General features: G+C 71.5%; 16 protein-coding genes. 9 read left to right on the forward strand and 7 right to left on the reverse strand.

From position 1 onward, the window contains the following. Window positions 1-14: 14 nt before the first annotated feature. Window positions 15-974 (forward strand): lytic polysaccharide monooxygenase auxiliary activity family 9 protein, encoded by a 960-nt coding sequence (locus TK50_RS07725; RefSeq protein ID WP_043964067.1) that lies wholly within the window; start codon window positions 15-17, stop codon window positions 972-974. A 34-nt stretch (window positions 975-1,008) separates the two neighbouring features. On the opposite strand, the gene TK50_RS07730 is transcribed toward TK50_RS07725, so the two are convergent. From TK50_RS07730 to TK50_RS07740, 3 genes are all read right to left on the reverse strand, one after another. Beyond that, window positions 1,009-1,644, reverse strand: coding sequence for a hypothetical protein (locus tag TK50_RS07730; protein ID WP_043962103.1), 636 nt, complete (start codon window positions 1,642-1,644; stop codon window positions 1,009-1,011). Window positions 1,645-1,744: 100 nt separating this feature from the next. Next, window positions 1,745-2,656 (reverse strand): DNA-processing protein DprA, encoded by a 912-nt coding sequence (locus TK50_RS07735; RefSeq protein WP_043962104.1) that lies wholly within the window; start codon window positions 2,654-2,656, stop codon window positions 1,745-1,747. Between the two features lie 152 nt (window positions 2,657-2,808). Further along, on the reverse strand, window positions 2,809-3,147 hold the full coding sequence (locus tag TK50_RS07740; RefSeq protein ID WP_043962105.1) for a hypothetical protein: 339 nt from the start codon (window positions 3,145-3,147) through the stop codon (window positions 2,809-2,811). Between the two features lie 130 nt (window positions 3,148-3,277). On the opposite strand from TK50_RS07740, the gene TK50_RS07745 reads away from it, so the two are divergent. The 5 genes from TK50_RS07745 (at window position 3,278) to TK50_RS07765 (ending at window position 6,545) form a co-directional block, all read left to right on the forward strand. Continuing rightward, complete coding sequence (locus tag TK50_RS07745; RefSeq protein ID WP_043962106.1) at window positions 3,278-4,177, forward strand: helix-turn-helix domain-containing protein; 900 nt, start codon at window positions 3,278-3,280, stop codon at window positions 4,175-4,177. Then, window positions 4,177-4,377 (forward strand): DUF397 domain-containing protein, encoded by a 201-nt coding sequence (locus TK50_RS07750; RefSeq protein ID WP_043962107.1) that lies wholly within the window; start codon window positions 4,177-4,179, stop codon window positions 4,375-4,377. Before TK50_RS07745 ends, TK50_RS07750 begins: the two co-directional genes overlap by 1 nt. A gap of 523 nt (window positions 4,378-4,900) precedes the next feature. Continuing rightward, window positions 4,901-5,440, forward strand: coding sequence for a MauE/DoxX family redox-associated membrane protein (locus TK50_RS32060; RefSeq protein WP_241773951.1), 540 nt, complete (start codon window positions 4,901-4,903; stop codon window positions 5,438-5,440). Window positions 5,441-5,487: 47 nt separating this feature from the next. After that, on the forward strand, window positions 5,488-6,045 hold the full coding sequence (locus TK50_RS07760; RefSeq protein ID WP_043962108.1) for a TlpA family protein disulfide reductase: 558 nt from the start codon (window positions 5,488-5,490) through the stop codon (window positions 6,043-6,045). 20 nt (window positions 6,046-6,065) lie between these two features. Continuing rightward, complete coding sequence (locus TK50_RS07765) at window positions 6,066-6,545, forward strand: S26 family signal peptidase (RefSeq protein WP_043964069.1); 480 nt, start codon at window positions 6,066-6,068, stop codon at window positions 6,543-6,545. Between the two features lie 10 nt (window positions 6,546-6,555). Here TK50_RS07765 and TK50_RS07770 read toward each other — a convergent pair whose 3' ends face one another. From TK50_RS07770 to TK50_RS07780, 3 genes are all read right to left on the reverse strand, one after another. Next, entirely contained in the window at window positions 6,556-8,460 is a 1,905-nt protein-coding gene (locus tag TK50_RS07770) for an ABC transporter ATP-binding protein (protein WP_043962109.1), read from the reverse strand. 957 nt (window positions 8,461-9,417) lie between these two features. After that, on the reverse strand, window positions 9,418-10,407 hold the full coding sequence (mgrA, locus tag TK50_RS07775) for an L-glyceraldehyde 3-phosphate reductase (protein ID WP_043962110.1): 990 nt from the start codon (window positions 10,405-10,407) through the stop codon (window positions 9,418-9,420). 76 nt (window positions 10,408-10,483) lie between these two features. Then, complete coding sequence (locus TK50_RS07780) at window positions 10,484-11,128, reverse strand: cellulose binding domain-containing protein (protein WP_052503657.1); 645 nt, start codon at window positions 11,126-11,128, stop codon at window positions 10,484-10,486. Between the two features lie 191 nt (window positions 11,129-11,319). Between TK50_RS07780 and TK50_RS07785 the strand changes: the two genes are divergently transcribed. The 3 genes from TK50_RS07785 to TK50_RS07795 all read left to right on the forward strand — a co-directional run bounded on the left by TK50_RS07785 (window position 11,320) and on the right by TK50_RS07795 (window position 15,365). Next, on the forward strand, window positions 11,320-12,783 hold the full coding sequence (locus tag TK50_RS07785; RefSeq protein WP_199485979.1) for a magnesium chelatase ATPase subunit I: 1,464 nt from the start codon (window positions 11,320-11,322) through the stop codon (window positions 12,781-12,783). Window position 12,784: 1 nt separating this feature from the next. Further along, complete coding sequence (locus TK50_RS07790; RefSeq protein WP_043962112.1) at window positions 12,785-14,737, forward strand: VWA domain-containing protein; 1,953 nt, start codon at window positions 12,785-12,787, stop codon at window positions 14,735-14,737. A 100-nt stretch (window positions 14,738-14,837) separates the two neighbouring features. After that, entirely contained in the window at window positions 14,838-15,365 is a 528-nt protein-coding gene (locus tag TK50_RS07795) for a hypothetical protein (RefSeq protein WP_043962113.1), read from the forward strand. 538 nt (window positions 15,366-15,903) lie between these two features. Here the strand turns inward: TK50_RS07795 and TK50_RS07800 are convergent. Further along, window positions 15,904-16,878, reverse strand: coding sequence for a GlxA family transcriptional regulator (locus TK50_RS07800; protein WP_241773952.1), 975 nt, complete (start codon window positions 16,876-16,878; stop codon window positions 15,904-15,906). Between the last annotated feature and the right edge of the window lie 45 nt (window positions 16,879-16,923).

Here is a 16,923-nt window from a genome sequence, read left to right on the forward strand (position 1 = left end):
GGGAGGTCGACACCATGGCCGTACGCCGCATGTTCGCCGCCGCCGCGGTCGCTGCCGCGACCGTGGCGCTCGCCGCGCCCCCGGCATACGCCCACGGGGCCCCCACCGACCCGCTGAGCCGCGCCGCCGCGTGCCGGCCCGGCGGCCCCCACGCCGCGACCCCCGCCTGCCGGGCGGCCGTGTCGGCCGGCGCGGCGGTCCGCGAGTGGGACAACATCCGGGTGGCCCGCATCGACGGGCGGGACCGGCAGCGCATCCCCGACGGGGAGCTGTGCAGCGGCGGGCTGTCCGCCTACCAGGGGCTGGACCTGGCGCGCTCCGACTGGCCGGCGACCGAGCTGACGGCGGGCGCGAAGTTCACCTTCCGCTACCGCACGACGATCCCGCACCGGGGCACGTTCCGGCTCTACTCGACCGTCGACGACTACGACGCGAAGCGGCGGCTGACCTGGGTCGACCTGGAGGCGGAGCCGTTCCTCACGGCGACCGACCCGCCGATCCGCGACGGGGCGTACCAGATGACGGGCCGGCTGCCGGCGGGCCGCGCCGGGCGGCACCTCATCTACACGATCTGGCAGAACTCCGACACCCAGGACACCTACTACTCCTGCTCCGACGTGGTCTACCGCGAAGCTGCGGGCCCTGGCGGCGGCCCGGCTGGGGGGAAACCGGCGCCGGCCGCCGTCGCCCCGGCGGGGGAGTCTGAGCCGGCCGCCGCCCCGGAGGTGCTGGCCGCCGACGCGGGCACGCTGGGCGCGCCGGCCGGGGATACCGTCGGGGGCGCGCCCGGGGTGCCTGTGGCGTCGGTGAGCCGGCTCGGCCCGGGCGGGTGGCCGGTCGCGGCCGGCGCGGCGGTCACGCTGGTCGTGCTGCTGGCCGCCCTGGTCGTACGTCTGCGCCGGCCCGCCGCCCCGCCACCCGGCCGCCCCTGCGGAGTACGCAACCACCGCGCCGGCCGCCGCCGGGTCTGGTGAGCTGCCTCAGCCGAGGTTGGGCTTCGGCGTGCTGTCAGCCGTTCTCCGTTGCGCAGCGGGCGGGGTCGAAGACCGGATCGGCGATGGCCTCCATCAGCCGCTTTGCCGGCGTGTAGGTCGGATCCACATGGCGGCCGAGAACGATCGCGGCGACCGTGGCGACACCCGCGACCTTCAGGGCGTGGGCCAGTGACTGCACGCGGGCACCGGTCGTCCAGGTGTCCTCGAGGATCAGTGCGTGGATCGGCGATGGGGACGAGGGAATGGCCGGGGCGAACCAGTCGGCGTGGAAGTCGTGGTCGTCCGCCCCATACCTCGGGTTGACCGCGCTGTCGATCCAGGGCAGGTGGAGCCGACTGCCGACGAGGTCGGTGAGCGGATGAATGCCGGGGCGGCGGGTGCTGGGGACGGTGATGACATGTGTTGGCGGTGCGCCGGTGCGGGCCGCCACGCAGGCGAGGTGGTCGCGCAGGAAGAGCAGCAAGACGGCGAGCAGGCTTCGTCGAGCCTGCTCGGAACGGGCCGTGCCCTTGTACGCCCTGAGGTTGTGATGGTGCTGCCAGGTGCGTGGCGAGTAGGAGATCGGGAGCACGAGGTCCGCGAGGATCCCGGCCGAGCGGCTCAGGTGGGACTGGCAGCGGAAGCAGAGCGGGTAACCCTCGCCGCGCACCCCCCGGCATGTGGGACAGATCCAGGGGTACGCCGGCAGCGGGTTGCGTAGGTAGCCGCGCTGGACTTCGACGTACCGGTGAATGGTGCTCCAGCGTTGGTCAGCGGAGGGCGAAGTCAGGGAAGTTCTCCAAGCCGGCTTCGGTGGGCTGATAGCTGAGGATGTCGTCGACGGCCTCCAGCAGTTGCGCGGTGCCGTGGACGACGTAGACCCCGGGGTTCTCGGCGAACGCCCTGGCCCAGTCGCACCGCATGACCTGACTGGTCAGGACGACGGGGCGGCCGTGCTGGAGGGCGAGCCGGGCCTGGATCCTTGCTCCGCTGGTCTCGCCCGCCTCGACGACGACGGTCGCGACCGCGTATCCGCTCATCACGGCGTTGCGCATGGGGAAGCTCTGCCGACTGGGCGGGGCATCGGGCCAGAACTGGGAGATCAGCAGCCCGACGTCGGCGATGTGGTCCTGTAGGCGTCGATTGTCCGGCGGATAGTACCGACGGATGCCGGTGCCGATGACGGCGACGGTGCGCCCCCCTGCCTCCAGCGCGGCGGAGTGAGCGGCCGTGTCGATGCCGCTGGCGAGCCCACTGACCACGGTCACCCCGCGCCCGGCGAGGGTGGTGGCGACGGCACGGGCGATCCGTAGCCCGTCCGCGCTTGCCCTGCGGCTGCCGACAACGGCCACCGCCCGGTCGTGAAGGCGCAGGTCACCTCGACTGAACAGAAGCGGCGGCATCTCCCGGATGCCGAGCAGTTGGGCCGGGTAGGTGGCGTCGAAGAAGGCGTGGACGCCGATCCCGTCTGCCTGCCAGCCAACGATCTCGGTGGCGGCGGCGTCGATCAGGTCGGTGGTCGAATCGTCGGGAAAGAGGGTGTCGGAGTGGCCGATCGTGCGGTCCAGGACGGCCTTGGCGCTGCCGTTGTCCTGGATGTCCAGGGCCGTCTCCGACCAGTTCACGCGGGGGCGACGAAGTAGGGCGACCAGTGCGGCCCGTTCGGTCATCGCCGTGTCCATGCGGACGATCGTAGGCCCTGGTCTGCCCTCCTGGCCCGGCCCTCCCGGCCGTTGTCGCTGGTGGGATTCTCCGACGAGGGCCATCGGTCGAACATATGTTCGACCTATATCGGGGGTCAAGGGCGGGCTGTCAGCCGCCACGTTGGAGCGGATCATGAGCCGGGTGGCTGATCGGCGGGGACCAGGACGCCGCTGCCGGACCAGTTGATGTCCTCGCTGGCGAAGGACTTGTCCGGCTCGCCGTCCTCGTCGAGCGTCGAGTAGCCGGCGTGGTAGCGCCCGAAGCCGTATCCGCCGGCCGCCAGGGTGGCCAGGGCCCAGGGCAACAGCCCGTCGCGCAGCTTGTCCGGCACCTGCCGGTCGACGGGCACCCGGACGACCCCGAGCAGGTCGTACCACTCGTCGGGCGTGCCCGCCTCGAGCACCCGGCAGAGCGAGAACGCGTGCCGCACCTCCGGCTCCAGACCAATCCACCTGACCTCGTTCAACATGCTGCCTCCTCGGTGAAGGTCCCGGAGAGAGCATCGCCGACCACGATGCTTATATCAAGGGCATAGCGCGCGGCGAGTCTCTGGACTATGGTCGCCGATGTGCCTGTGACCGTGAACGGATGGGGTTGAGATGACGACGAACGCCGCAAGAACCCGCCGCAAGTCGACGCCGCCGCTCGCGTCGCCCACGGTGCAGGCGTGGGAGCTGGGGCTGCGTCTGCGGGAGCGCCGCGAGGAGGTGGGCATGACGGCGGTCGCGGCGGGCCGCGCCAGCGGCATCACGCAGGCGTACATCTCCGGGGTGGAGGCCGGGCGGGTCAAGCTGCCGGGCGACCGGCTGGCCCAGCTCGTCAAGATCTACGAGATCGACCCGTCCGACGCCGCCGAGCTGGAGGAGCTGCGGGTCGGTGCCATGCAGCGGGCCTGGTGGCACCAGTATTCGCAGCTCTTCCCGGCCGACTTCCTCCGCTTCCTCGGCTACGAGGCGGGCGCGGAGCACATCCGCACCTACGACAACGAGCTGCTCCACGGCCTGTTGCAGACCGAGGGGTACGCCCGTGCGGTCATCCGGGGCGGCAACACCTATGTCCGGCTGACCGAGATGGACCGGCGGGTCGCCGCGCGGATGGCGCGGCAGCGGCGGCTCGGCGACGACCACCCGATCCGCGTGACCACCGTGATCGCCGAGGGCGTGCTGCGGCAGCAGGTGGGCGGCCCGGAGGTGATGCGCGCCCAGCTCGACCACCTCGACCGGCTGCTCACCGAGCGCCCCGAACAGATCGAGATCCGGGTGATGCCGTTCGCCGCCGGGGCGCACCCCGCGCTCGGCGGCCCGTTCCAGATCCTGTCGTTCCCGTCGCCCCGGCTGCCCGACCTGGTCTGGCAGGAGGTGCTGACCTCCAGCGACATCATCGACCAGTCGAGCCGGGTCGCGGACTACGTGGTGACCTTCGCCGAGGCGCGGGAGCGGGCGCTAGGCTCGGACGAGTCGCTGGCGCTGATCCGGCGGATCGCGAAGGAGATGACGTGATGGCCCCTCGCCCCACCCCCGACCGTGGCTGGTTCAAGTCCTCCCGCAGCTCCAACAACGCGGCGTGTGTCGAGGTGCGGTTCGTCGGCGGCGCGGTCGACGTCCGCGACACCAAGGACCGCAGCGGCCCGACGCTCGCCTTTGACGGCAGCTCGTGGTCCAGCTTCCTGACCGGGCTCAAGGCCGAATCGGCGCGGTAGCGCGAGCTTTCGCTCCTGGATCCAGAACCGCCACCCCTGCCGGAGGGGGCGGGCTACGACACGGCCTCGGCGAGGTCCGCCGTCTCCTGGCACACCTGATCACCACCACCCGACCCTTCGGCCAGATCCATCGATGGTCACGATGGTGATGCCGCCATCAGTGCCGCGCTGAACGGGCCCACTATCAGCGAAGACGCCGAATCCACCAGCTATGGCTGGAGAGTCGGGGAGCGTTGTGTGTTGGTCGCGTGTCGCGCAGTGGGTGTGATCGATGGGCTGGGTTCGGTCAGTGGGCGGGTGTGGATCGAGTGCGGGGGTACCCGTCTGACCTGCCTGCCTACCCGCCCTGCTCGCTGCCCCGTCGCGCCGAACGCACATCCCGAGAAACGTCCGCCGACAGCGACGGGCGTCGAAGTGGGTGAACCTCATGCCCCCCGACATCCGGCGTGATCATGTATGTTCGGCAATGCCTGCCGGCCCGGCGGGTGACGGCAAAAATTTGATTGGGCGAAGGTGATCGCCAATGCGGGCACTCTGGCCAGGTGGGATCGTGATAGCCTGCCAGGCTTCGATAGCACTTGTCTTCGGGCTTGCGGCGGCAAGTAAGGTGTGGCGACCGGGCGCGTTCCGGCAATTTCGTGATTCGTTGCCCAGAAGCCTCCCGGTGACGACGCGCCTTGCCCCAGCGCTGGCCATCGCTGTGGTGCTGGCCGAGGTGATGGTCACGCTCTGCGTGATGGTGCCGGCGCTCGCAGCCGGTGCCTTCGCCCTCGCCGGCATTCTGTTGCTCTTCTTCACCGGGTCGATTTTGTTGATGATGAGGCGCGATTCGCGGGAGCCTTGCTATTGCTTCGGCGCAAGTCCCCAGCCCGCGGGCCGGCTGGAAATGCTCAGAAACCTTGTTGTCCTGGCCGTGGCGGCGGCCGGGCTCGTCGGTGCCTCAAAAATGGCTACACCGGGCTCGTACGCCTCCTGGGAAAGCCTACTGATGATCTCGGCCGGGTGCGTGTTCGCCATTCTCATCATCAACGCACGAGAGATCGCGGACCTGGCTAAACCATAGTCGCCCCTGCCACACAGGAATTCGCCGCCCTTCGACTGGAGAAACAAGTGACCGTACTCGCCGCTGCCGTCGTCTTTCTTGGGCTGCTGTGCCTGCTCAACCTGCTCTTCACGCTCGGCGTCATCCGCCGCCTCCGCCAGCACACCGAACAACTTGCCGCCCTACCGAACCACGATCAGGCCATGGAGCCCATCAAGCTTGCACCGGGATCGAGGGTCGGGGAGTTCTCGGCGATCACCACGGAGGGCGTGCACGTCACCGATGCCTCGTTGGAACAGGGCGCCCTCGTCGCCTTCCTCTCGGCCACCTGCCCTGCCTGCGCAGAGCAGCTTCCGGCCTTCGTCGAGAGACTGAAGAACTACAGCCTTCCACGTGACCTGATCTATGTCTTCCTCGTCGGTGAAGAGGAGAAGCTGGAGACGATGAAGGCCGAGTTGTCGCCGCTCGCCCAGGTGGCGATCCAGCCGTTCGGCGGCCCGGTCAGCAAGGCCTTCCAGGTGGCTGCGTTCCCTAGCTTCATCCTGCTCTCCGCAGGGGCCCGGATCGTCGGCGCCAGCGTCTCCCCGGACGAACTGCCAGCTCTTCCGGAGGCAGTTGCTCAGTGAGACACGGGTTGTGGTGGCTCGTGAGCGTCGCAGCGGCCACGGCCGCTGCGACGCTCACCCTGAGCCTGGCCCGCCGCCGCTATGCTCTCGTCACGGTCACCGGTCGGTCGATGGAGCCGACCTACCGCGACGGCGACAGGGTTCTCGTGAAAAGGAGAGCTCCGCACTCGCTGCGGATCGGCGAGGTGGTCGTCATTCAGGAGCCTGCGCGGGACGATGGCCCGGCAGCGGCCCAGCACGATGTCGACCCGCTGGCGCGGAGATGGATGATCAAACGGGTTCTCGCCCTCCCCGGCGATCCGGTCCCGCGTAGGGAAGTTCCCGCCTTGACGACGGTCCCCGAAGAGGTGGTACCGCCCGACTGCATCGTCGTGGTCGGGGATGCCGGCCGTCGAAGCTACGATTCCAAACAAGCGGGCTACTTCGCGCTCGGTCGGGTGCTCGGAGTGGTGATACGCCCGGTGCTCACCCGAGGCGTGGCTGCGGCACCGGAACGGTGAGCGGCCGCGGTTACGCGCGGGCGTACTTCCCCTCCCCGGGCGGCACGTCGGTGTCGTCGGCATAACCACTCGCCTGCATACCGAACAGGCGGGCGTACATGCCGCTGAGCCCGATGAGCTGCTCGTGGGTGCCCTGCTCGGCGACTCGCCCCTCGGAGATCACGACGATGTTGTCCGCGTCCCGGATCGTGCTGAGGCGGTGAGCGATCAACACGCTGGTGTGACCGTGCCGATAGTTCCGCAGGAGGCAGTGCAGCTCGTACTCCGCCTCGGCATCGAGGCCGGCGCTCGGCTCGTCCAGAATCAGCAGCTCACTCTGCCGTTGCATCAGAGCCCGGGCGATCGCGAGTCGCTGCCACTGGCCACCGGACAGCACGACGCCCGTCGACGTGTCGTTCTTGTCCGCGAAGTCGAAGAACATCCGGGAGAGCATCGTGTCGTAGCCACCCGGGAGACGGGCGATGAAGTCGTCGCAGCCGGACGTCTCGGCCACCTCGACGATCCGCTTCCGGTCTCCGATCGCCGTGACGTCGCCGATTCCGATGTTCTCGGCGACCGTCAGGTCGTACTGCATGAAGTCCTGGAACACCGCACGCGTCTTGTGTCTCAGCTCCGCCAGGGACAGCTGCCGGACGTCGATCCCGTCCCAGAGAACAGCCCCCCGGCTCGGGTCGTAGAAGCGACAGAGCAGCTTGACGATGGTGCTCTTCCCGGCACCATTGAGTCCGACCAGGGCGGTCGCCGCTCCGGCCGGGATGGTGAGATTGACGCCACGGAGGACCCAGGGGAGATCGTCGCCGTAGCGGAACCACACGTCCCGAAATTCGATTCCCCCTCGCAGGGTCGGCACGGGAATTTCCCCTCCGCCGACCGGGGTGGAGGCCTCCGGCTCGGACCTCACGATGTAGCGGTAGTGATCGAACATCAGGCCCGCCTCGTGAGCGCCGGCAGCGCTCTGGATCAGTCGGCTCAACCCGCTCTGCACTCCGGCGACCGCCGCGATGAAGACGGAGACGTCCCCGATGCTCAGGTCGCCCGCGAGTGCCGCCAACACCGCCCACACCAAGCCTCCGCCCGCTACCAGCGCCCCCATCAGCCCGAGCAGTCCCTGCACCAGGAGTTCCCGCCGGTCCATCCGTTCGTGCTCGGAGTTGACGTCCCGAAGCTCGGAGATCATCCGATTGCGAAACAGCTCGCCGAGCCCGTACAGGCGAATCTCCTTGGCCGCCACCACGCTGGTTAGCAGGTCCGCGTAGAACATTTCGCGTCGCTGCGATCTGCTGATCTCCGTCATCATCCTGACGCGGTGGCGACCCAGCATCAGTTCGGCGCGCAGTGTCGGAACTGCGGCAATCAACACGACCAGGACCGTCCAGGGACTGAGCACCAGCAAGGTGCCGATGAAGCCACCTACCACGAGGGCTCCCTGACCGAAGCCGAGCAACTGCTCGAAAAGCTGCGTGGGGCCCGATGTCGACGCGGCGCCGGCCAACTGCAGGCGGTCGTGGAAGTGTGGATTTTCAAACTTGGAGAGCCCGGGAATCCGGATGACGGCCTGATAGAACCTTTCTCGGGCCACGAGTTCGATCGCCCGCCCCATACGCCCCTGCACGTATCCGCCGGATTGCGTGATGATTATGCCGGTGACGCCGACCCCCGCGAGCGCAAGGACTATCGGAAGCACGTCTCGCATCGACACAGTGGTGCCCGAGGCGAGTCGGTCCAGAACGGATTTGGTCAACCAGGCGGCCGCCACCGGAATGGCGCCCCCGACCAGGGTGAGGAGCAGGCGGAGCACGATTAGGCCGCGAGAGGAGTCCCACGCGAGCGAGAAGGCGTCCCTGAGGCGCCCGACCGCACCCCCGTTCGGGGACTCCTCCGCAGCTTCGCCCGACTTGGGTGTGGCGTCCTCCACTGTGGGCTCCTGCCTGTCGTAGGGGTGGCGGCGATCTGAGCGGAACCGGAAGCCACCCGTTCGTCGCTGACGGCTGGGTGGGAGCGGCACTTATCGTCGGCCGTCAGGACGCGCCCACAAACAGATCGGGAGCATACCGCCAGAGCCACGCCCGCCGTCGCCCAGCGCAGCGCCGACCACGAGGGGCAGCGGCTCGTATGACACTCTGCTAGGGTCCGACACATCGACAACCGCAACAGGCTAACCGAGCCGCCACTGAGATTCGGGGGATATCTGGCTGGGCTCGCGGCACCGTGTGGCTTCCCAAGGCGAAGCGATTCCGCTTGGCTGTCTCAGCCGTGCATGTCGGTCAGTCGCGTCATCGACCAGCCCTCCGCCTGTCCAGTTGTCGCAAGGTGGAGTCTCGTTCACGGGAGAGGGTAGTAATGTTCAAACTGGTAGAGCGTTTGAGCGACAGGGTCCTGTCGGCGGTCGTACCCAAGGTGGAGGCCCGCGCCTCGGAATGTGCATGCGACCCGGGGTCCCAGTGGTGGGGCTCCTACTGCGGCTGCTATATCGACATCAGTGGTTCTGTCACCATTACCTGCATGAGGCGGATCCTGTACACGTGCAAATCCGACTGTCGTACCTCGACCAACGTCTGCAAGTGCTACAGCGCCAACTGCTAGTCCTTCGACCATTCGCGCCGTGCAGAGTTCACTGATTCGACTGTGACGAGTCCTCCGGCGGGTGGCGTTGTCAATCACCCACCCGCCGGAGGGGTCACACCGCTTAATACGAACATCCACACCATGAGCCTTTTCCAAGCTGGTTTTGTAGCTCAGGGCGGGTGTGGCAGGCCCGGTGATCGATGGGGGCGAGGCTCCGGGTAGGACAACCGTCGATCAAGACTCGAAGCCCCGACCGGGCGCGGGTGCTCGCCACCGTGGGGAGCGTGGCGGGGCCCGATGGTGACGCTCAGCCGAGGTGGCCGTCGATCTCGGCCAGCTCCTCGGCGGTGAAGTCCAGGTTGTCCAGGGCGGCGACGTTCGCCTCCAGTTGGGCGACGCTGCTCGCGCCGATGATCAGGCTGGTCATGCGCGGGTCGCGCAGCGCCCAGGCGAGCGCGAGCTGGGCCAGGGACTGCCCGCGTCGCGCCGCCACCTCGCCGAGCGCCCGGATGGTGGCCATCTTCTGCTCGTCGAGGTCGCTCTCGTTGAGGAAGACGCTGGTGCGCACCCGCGAGTCCTCGGGGATGCCGCCCAGGTAGCGGTCGGTGAGCAGCCCCTGGGCGAGCGGGCTGAACGCGATGCAGCCGGCCCCCACCCGCTCCAGCGTGTCCAGCAGGCCGTCGCGCTCGGTCCAGCGGTCGAGCATCGAGTACGACGGCTGGTTGATCAGCAGCGGCGTGCCGAGGTCCCGCAGGATCGCGGCGGCCCGCTCGGTCTTCTCCGAGTCGTAGTTGGAGATGCCGACGTAGAGGGCCTTGCCGGAGCGGACGATCGCGTCCAGCGCGCCCATCGTCTCCTCCAGCGGGGTGTCCGGGTCGAACCGGTGCGAGTAGAAGATGTCGACGTAGTCCAGCCCCATCCGGCGCAGCGACTGGTCGAGCGAGGCAATGAGGTACTTGCGGGAGCCCCACTCGCCGTACGGGCCGGGCCACATGTCGTACCCGGCCTTGCTGGAGATCACCAGCTCGTCCCGGTAGGGCTTCAGGTCCGTGGCGAGCATCCGGCCGAAGTTCTCCTCCGCCGATCCGGGCGGGGGGCCGTAGTTGTTGGCCAGGTCGAAGTGGGTGATGCCGAGGTCGAAGGCGCGCCGGACGATGTCCCGCTGCCGCTCGTACGGCCGATCCGGCCCGAAGTTGTGCCACAGCCCGAGCGACACGGCCGGCAGCCGCAGCCCGCTCCGCCCGCTGCGCCGGTAGGTCATCGTCTGGTAGCGCTCGTCCGAGGCAAGGTAGGTCACGGTCCCGACCCTATCGCCGCGCCGGCGGCCGGGACAGCGACAGATCGTCGGCGCTGCCCCGGCCGTCGTGCGGCCGTCAGACGGCGATGCAGCTCAGGGCGGGTGCGGTGGCGGGGCCCGTGCCGATCAGCCCGAAGGCGGTGCTGGCCCCCGGGGCGATCCGGCCGTTCCAGTCGGCGTTGCTGATGGTGACCACGTCGTCGATGGTCGAGGAGATCGTGGCGCTCCAGATGTCGCGCACGCCCTGGCCGTCGGCGAGCGGCAGGCGCACCGCCCAGCGGGCCACCGGCGCGGTGCCGGTGCTGTGCACCGTCACCTCGGCGTGGAAGGCCCCCGGCCAGTCGCTGACCAGCCGCCACGTCGCCGAGCAGCGGATGGCGGTCGTCGGCGTGGGGCTCGGCGGATCGGTCGGGTGCGTCGGCGTGGGAGTCGGGGAGTCGGTCGGGTACGGCGCGCCCGTGGTCGGCGTGGGAGTCGGGTAGTCCGTCGGGTGCGGTGCGCCCGTGGTCGGCGTCGGCGTCGGGCGCGGGCTCGTCGGCGTCGTGGGTGGTGTCGGGGCCGGCGTCCAGAGCGGCGCCGGGATGCCCAGGGCGGCGGCTCCGGGGGTGCCGGCCGCTCCCGCCGCCTCGGCGGCCGAGGCGAGGCCGGCGACGGGCGCGAGCAGCAGCGCGCCGGCCAGCGCCAGCAGGCCGGAGCGGAGTCTGGGACGCGGACGGTTCATGGCGGCCTCCGGGACGGGAGCGGCGAACGGTGTGGTTGGGAGCGCTCCAACCATCGATGCGCGCCTATCGGATTGTCAATCGGTGATCCGTCTCGTCGCGCCGGTCCGCCGTTCACGGCGGTTAGGAAGGGGCCCTTCCTCTACAGGATGCGTTAACAGGGGGCCCCTCCTTGCAACGTGGGCGCGCTAGCGTGGGTCGGGTGACTGAGCCCAACCAGGTTCTCCCGGTCCCGCCCGCCGACCTGCCCGGCACCCTCGGCGCGCTGCGGGCCGCCGGGCACCACTACCGCACGGTCAAGCAGGAACTCCGCGACAACCTCCTCGCCCGGCTGCGCGCCGGTGGGGACCGCTTCCCCGGCATCGTCGGCTACGACGACACGGTGCTGCCCGAGGTCGAGCGGGCGCTGCTCGCCGGCCACGACATGGTGCTGCTCGGCGAGCGCGGCCAGGGCAAGACCCGGCTGATCCGCTCCCTGGTGGCGCTGCTCGACGAGTGGACCCCGGTCATCGCCGGCTCGGTGCTCAACGAGCACCCGATGCACCCGCTCACCCCCGCGTCCCGCGCCCTGGCCGCCGAGGCCGGCGACGACCTGCCGGTCGCCTGGCTGCACCGCAGCATGCGGTACGGCGAGAAGCTGGCCACCCCCGACACCAGCGTCGGCGACCTGATCGGCGACGTCGACCCCATCCGGATCGCCCAGGGGCGCACCCTCGGCGACCCGGAGACCATCCACTTCGGGCTGGTGCCGCGCACCAACCGGGGCATCTTCGCCGTCAACGAGCTGCCCGACCTCGCCGAGCGCATCCAGGTGGCGCTGCTCAACGTGCTGGAGGAGCGCGACATCCAGGTGCGCGGCTACCAGCTGCGGCTGCCGCTGGACCTGCTCCTGGTGGCCAGCGCCAACCCGGAGGACTACACCAACCGGGGCCGGATCATCACCCCGCTCAAGGACCGCTTCGGCGCGGAGATCCACACCCACTACCCGCTCGGCCTGGAGCTGGAGCTGGCCCTGATCCGGCAGGAGGCCGACCTGGTCGCCGACGTGCCCGAGCATGTGCTGGAGGTGCTGGCCCGGTTCGCCCGCGCGGTGCGCGACTCACCGTCGGTCGACCAGCGCTCCGGCGTCTCGGCCCGGTTCGCGATCGCCGCCGCCGAGACCGTCGCCGCCGCCGCGCTGCGCCGCTCCGGCCTGCTCGCGGCCGATGCCAGCACCGAGGGGGTACGCGAGGAGGCGCCCGTCGCCCGGGTCGGCGACGCGGTGTCGGTGACCTCGACGCTGCGCGGCAAGGTCGAGTTCGAGAGCGGCGAGGACGGGCGGGAGGTCGAGATCCTCGCCCACCTGCTGCGTACCGCGACCGCCGACACGTTCCGGGCCCGGCTCGCCGGGCTGGACCTGTCCGGCTTCACCGCGCTGGTGGACGACGGCCGGGTCGTGGAGACCGGCGAGCTGGTCGCCTCGGCCGAGCTGCTGCGCCAGGTCGGCACCGTGCCGGGGCTGGCCAAGGCCCTCGACCGGCTCGGGCTGGGCGACGCGCCGACGCCGGAGCAGGCGGCGGCCGGCGTCGAGTTCGTGCTGGAGGGGCTGCACCTGACGCGCCGGCTGGGCAAGGACGTCACCGACTCCGGGCGCACCGTCTACGGCGGCCGGGGCTGAGGTGGCCGGCAACCGGTTCCGGTACGGCCAGTGGCGCGGCGGCCCCGACCCGCTCGCCCCGCCGTACGACGTGCGGGCCGCCGTCGACTCGGTCGGCGCGGAGGTGCTGGCCGGCGGCAACCTCCGCGAGGCGCTGCGCGACCTGCTGCGGCGCGGCCCGCAGGGGCGCGGCGGCCTCGACGACCTCGCCGCCCGGGCCCGCCGGCTGCGCCGCGAGGCGCTGCGCCGGGGCGACCTCGACGGGGCGGTGACCCGGGCCCGGGCGCTGCTCGACCAGGCCCTCGCCGCCGAGCGGGACGAGCTGCGCGGGCGCGACGACGAGGCGGCCCGCTTCGCCGAGGCGGTGCTGGACAACCTGCCCCGGTCCACCGCCCGCGCCGTGCGGGAGCTGGCGGGCTACGAGTGGGCCAGCGAGGAGGCCCGGCAGGCGTACCGGCGGATCCTCGACGGGCTGCGCGGCGACGTGCTGGAGCAGCGCTTCGCCGGCCTGCGCGACGCGGCGCGGGCCGCAGGCGGCCCGCAGGTCCAGCGGCAGCTCGCGGAGATGATGCGCGACCTCAACGACCTGCTGGCCCGGCACGCCCGGTCGGAGGACACCACCGACGCGTTCGCCGAGTTCATGCGCCGCCACGGCGAGTTCTTCCCGGAGCAGCCGAGAGACGTCGACGAGCTGGTCGACGTGCTGGCCCGGCGGGCGGCGGCCGGGGAGCGGCTGATGCGGTCGCTGTCGGACCGGCAGCGCGAGGAGCTGGCCGGGCTGATGCGCGAGTCCCTCGGCGAACGGCTGGCCGGTGAGCTGGCCGCACTCGACGCGAACCTGCGGGCGTTGCGCCCCGACCTGCACCGGGGCGGGGGCGAGCGGGTCCGCGGCGAGCAGCCGCTCGGCTACGGCGAGGCGACCGGGGCGCTCGCCGAGATCGCCGAGCTGGACGAGCTGCTCGACGCCCTGGACCAGGAGCATCCCGGCGCGACCCTGGACGACGTGGACGTCGAGGCGGTGGCCCGGACGCTGGGCCGCGACGCGGCCGACGACGTGCGCCGGCTGCGGGAGCTGGAGCGGGAGCTGCGCCGGCAGGGCTGGGTGACCCGGGACGCCGACGGGCTGACGCTCAGCCCGAAGGCGCTGCGCCGGCTCGCCGGCACCGCGCTGCGCCAGGTCTTCGCCGACCTGACGGCCGGGCCGCGCGGCCAGCACGACCTGCGTACGGCGGGCGCGGCCGGCGAGGTCAGCGGGGCGTCGCGGCAGTGGGAGTACGGCGACGAGCAGCCGATCGACGTGGTGCGCACCCTGCACCGGGCGGTCCGCCGGGCGGGGCCGTCGGTGCCGGTCCAACTCGCCGCCGAGGACTTCGAGGTGGCGGAGACGGAGCGCCGGGCGTCGGCGGCGGTGGCGCTGTGCGTGGACCTGTCGTACTCGATGATCTCGCAGGGGCGGTGGGGGCCGATGAAGCAGACGGCCCTGGCCCTGTCCCACCTGATGGCGACCCGCTTCCCGCAGGACGCGCTGCAGATCATCGGGTTCGGCCGGCAGGCGGCGCCGCTGACCCAGGCGGAGCTGGCGGCCGTCGAGCCGGACCTGCAGCAGGGCACCAACCTCCAGCACGCGTTGCGCCTGGCGGGGCGGCACCTGCGCCGGCACCCGGGCGCGGAGCCGGTGGTCCTCGTGGTCACCGACGGCGAGCCCACCGCCCACCTCGACCCGGACGACGGCCAGGCGTACTTCCACTGGCCGCCGCTGTCCGAGACGATCGCGGCGACGATCCGGGAGGTGGACCGGCTGACCCGGGCCGGCGCGATGCTCAACCTGTTCATGCTCGGCGAGGACCCGGGCCTGCGCCGTTTCGTCGACGCGGTGGCCCGCCGGTCCCGGGGCCGGATGTTCACCCCCGACCTCGACGACCTCGGCGAGTACGTGGTCAGCGACTACCTGCGCGCCCGCCGGGGCCGCCGCTGAGCGCCCGCCGGCCCGGCTGCGCCGGCGACCCGGTCCCGTCCGGGTGACCCCGGTGCGGTAGCGCTGCCCGGCCGGGCCGGCACCGGGGTTGACTGGGACCGTGGACAGCGAGGCTCTGCGGCGGGCGTACGACGAGGTGCTCGCCGAGGTGGCGGCCGGCGGGTTCGAGCCGCCCGGCGACGGGGAGCTGAGCGCCGAGCAGATCGTGGCGCATCTGGTGGCCAACGACGAGCTGATGAGCGAGGCGACCGAGGCGGTGCTCGCCGGCTCCCCGTTCGCGTACTACGACCTGGACGCCATCCACCGCCCCCAACTCGACGCCCTCGTCGCCGAGTACGCCGACCCGGGTGCAGGCGGCGTCGGGCCGACTGCGGGCGGCTCGGCGGCGCTGGGCGGGCTGGCCGACCGGCTGCGGGAGACCAGCCGGCGGCTCTGCGCGCTGGTCGACCGGCTGGGCCCGGCGGCGCAGACGCCGGTCGAGACCAGGCTGCACGAGGACGTCGACCTGCGGGTCGACGAGACCCTGCCCTGGGCCCGCACCCTCGACCTGCACGCCCGGGTCCACCTGCCGAAGCACCTGGCCCAACTGCGGGCCCTGCGCCCGCAGTTCCACGCCCACCGTGCCTGACCCGGCGACGGCGCGGCGGCGGCCTGGCGGCCCGGCAGCTCCGGCAGGCTCGGCTGGGCCAGGAGCCGCGCCCGAGCGCCGAGCCGGATCGCCTTCGGCGCTAGCCACCCCCCCACCAACCGGCAGGTGACACGCCGCAACCGCAGCCGCCGGGGCCGCACACCCGTGCGCCTCCCTTTGCTCTGCACCCGCATACGCAACGCTCACGCTGCGCGATCGGCTCGCCCTCACCCGAAGGCTGGCGACTTTGGCGTCTGGCCAGTTCAACGGCGGTGCTGCGTGGGTGGGTGCAGAGCAAAGGGAAGGAGGTCGGTGGGGCGAGGTGCGAGGAGGGTAACGCAACGTCAGCTCGGCCGGGTGGGCGTGCGCGGCGGTCGGGGAGTTACGCCGTGTCACCGAGCTGGGTCAGCTGCGTCGTTGCCCAGGCCGGCGACCGGCGTGGGTGGGCGGCGACCAGCGGCCAGTGGCCGGCGGGGCGGTGTCCAGGTGGGCCGGCGGGCCGGGCCGAGAGGGGTCGAAAGGGGCCGAGAGGGGCCGGTCAGGCGCGGGACCGGAAGGCCCTGCGGTATGCCGACGGGGAGACGCCGACCCGGCCGTGCAGCCGTTGGCGAAGTGCGGTGGCGGTGCCGAAGCCGGACCGGTGGGCCACCTGCTCGACGCTGAGGTCCGTCGTCTCCAGCAGCAGCCGGGCGTGGTCGGTGCGCTGCTGCAGCAGCCACTGGGCCGGGCTGAGCCCGGTCTCCGAGCGGAAGTGCCGGGTGAAGGTGCGCACGCTCATCCGGGCGTGTGCGGCCAGGTCGCGCAGGGCCACCGGTTCGTGCAGCCGCTGCCGGGCCCACTCGCGGGTGGCGGCGGTGCCGTTGGCCGGGTCGCGGGGCACCGGGCGCTCGATGTACTGGGCCTGCCCGCCGTCTCGCCACGGCGGCACCACGCAACGCCGGGCCGCCCGGTTCGCCACGTCGCTGCCGTGATCGGTGCGCACGACGTGCAGGCAGAGGTCGATCCCGGCGGCGACCCCGGCGGAGGTGAGCACGTCGCCGGAGTCGATGAAGAGCACCTCCGGGTCCAGCTCGATCGTGGGGTGCAGCCGGCGGAACAGCCCCGCGTACGCCCAGTGGGTCGTGGCCCGCCGGCCGTCGAGCAGACCGGCGGCGGCCAGCACGAACGCGCCCGTGCAGATCGACATGACCCGGGCGCCCCGGGCGTGGGCGTCGCGCAGCGCCGCCGCCACGGCCGGGTCCACCGTGCCGTCGGTCATCGGCCCGCCGCCGTGCACCCCGGGCACGATCACCGTGTCGGCGGCGGCGACCAGCTCCAGCCCGTGGTCGGGCAGCACCTGGAAGCCGGCGGTGCTGCGGACCGGGTGGCCGCCCGCCGTGCAGGTGCTTACCGCGTAGAAGCGGTCGCCGTCGGGGGTGCGGGCCGCGCCGAGGACCTGGGCGGGGGTGCCGAGGTCGAGGCCGACCACCCCGTCCACGGCGAGCACCGCGACCCGGTGCGGGGCGAACGTCATGGCCCGATTATTGCGCACCATGGCATTCCGGCCACTCGTCGCCGG

The organism is Micromonospora haikouensis, from assembly GCF_000876225.1.
Lineage (GTDB): Bacteria > Actinomycetota > Actinomycetes > Mycobacteriales > Micromonosporaceae > Micromonospora > Micromonospora haikouensis.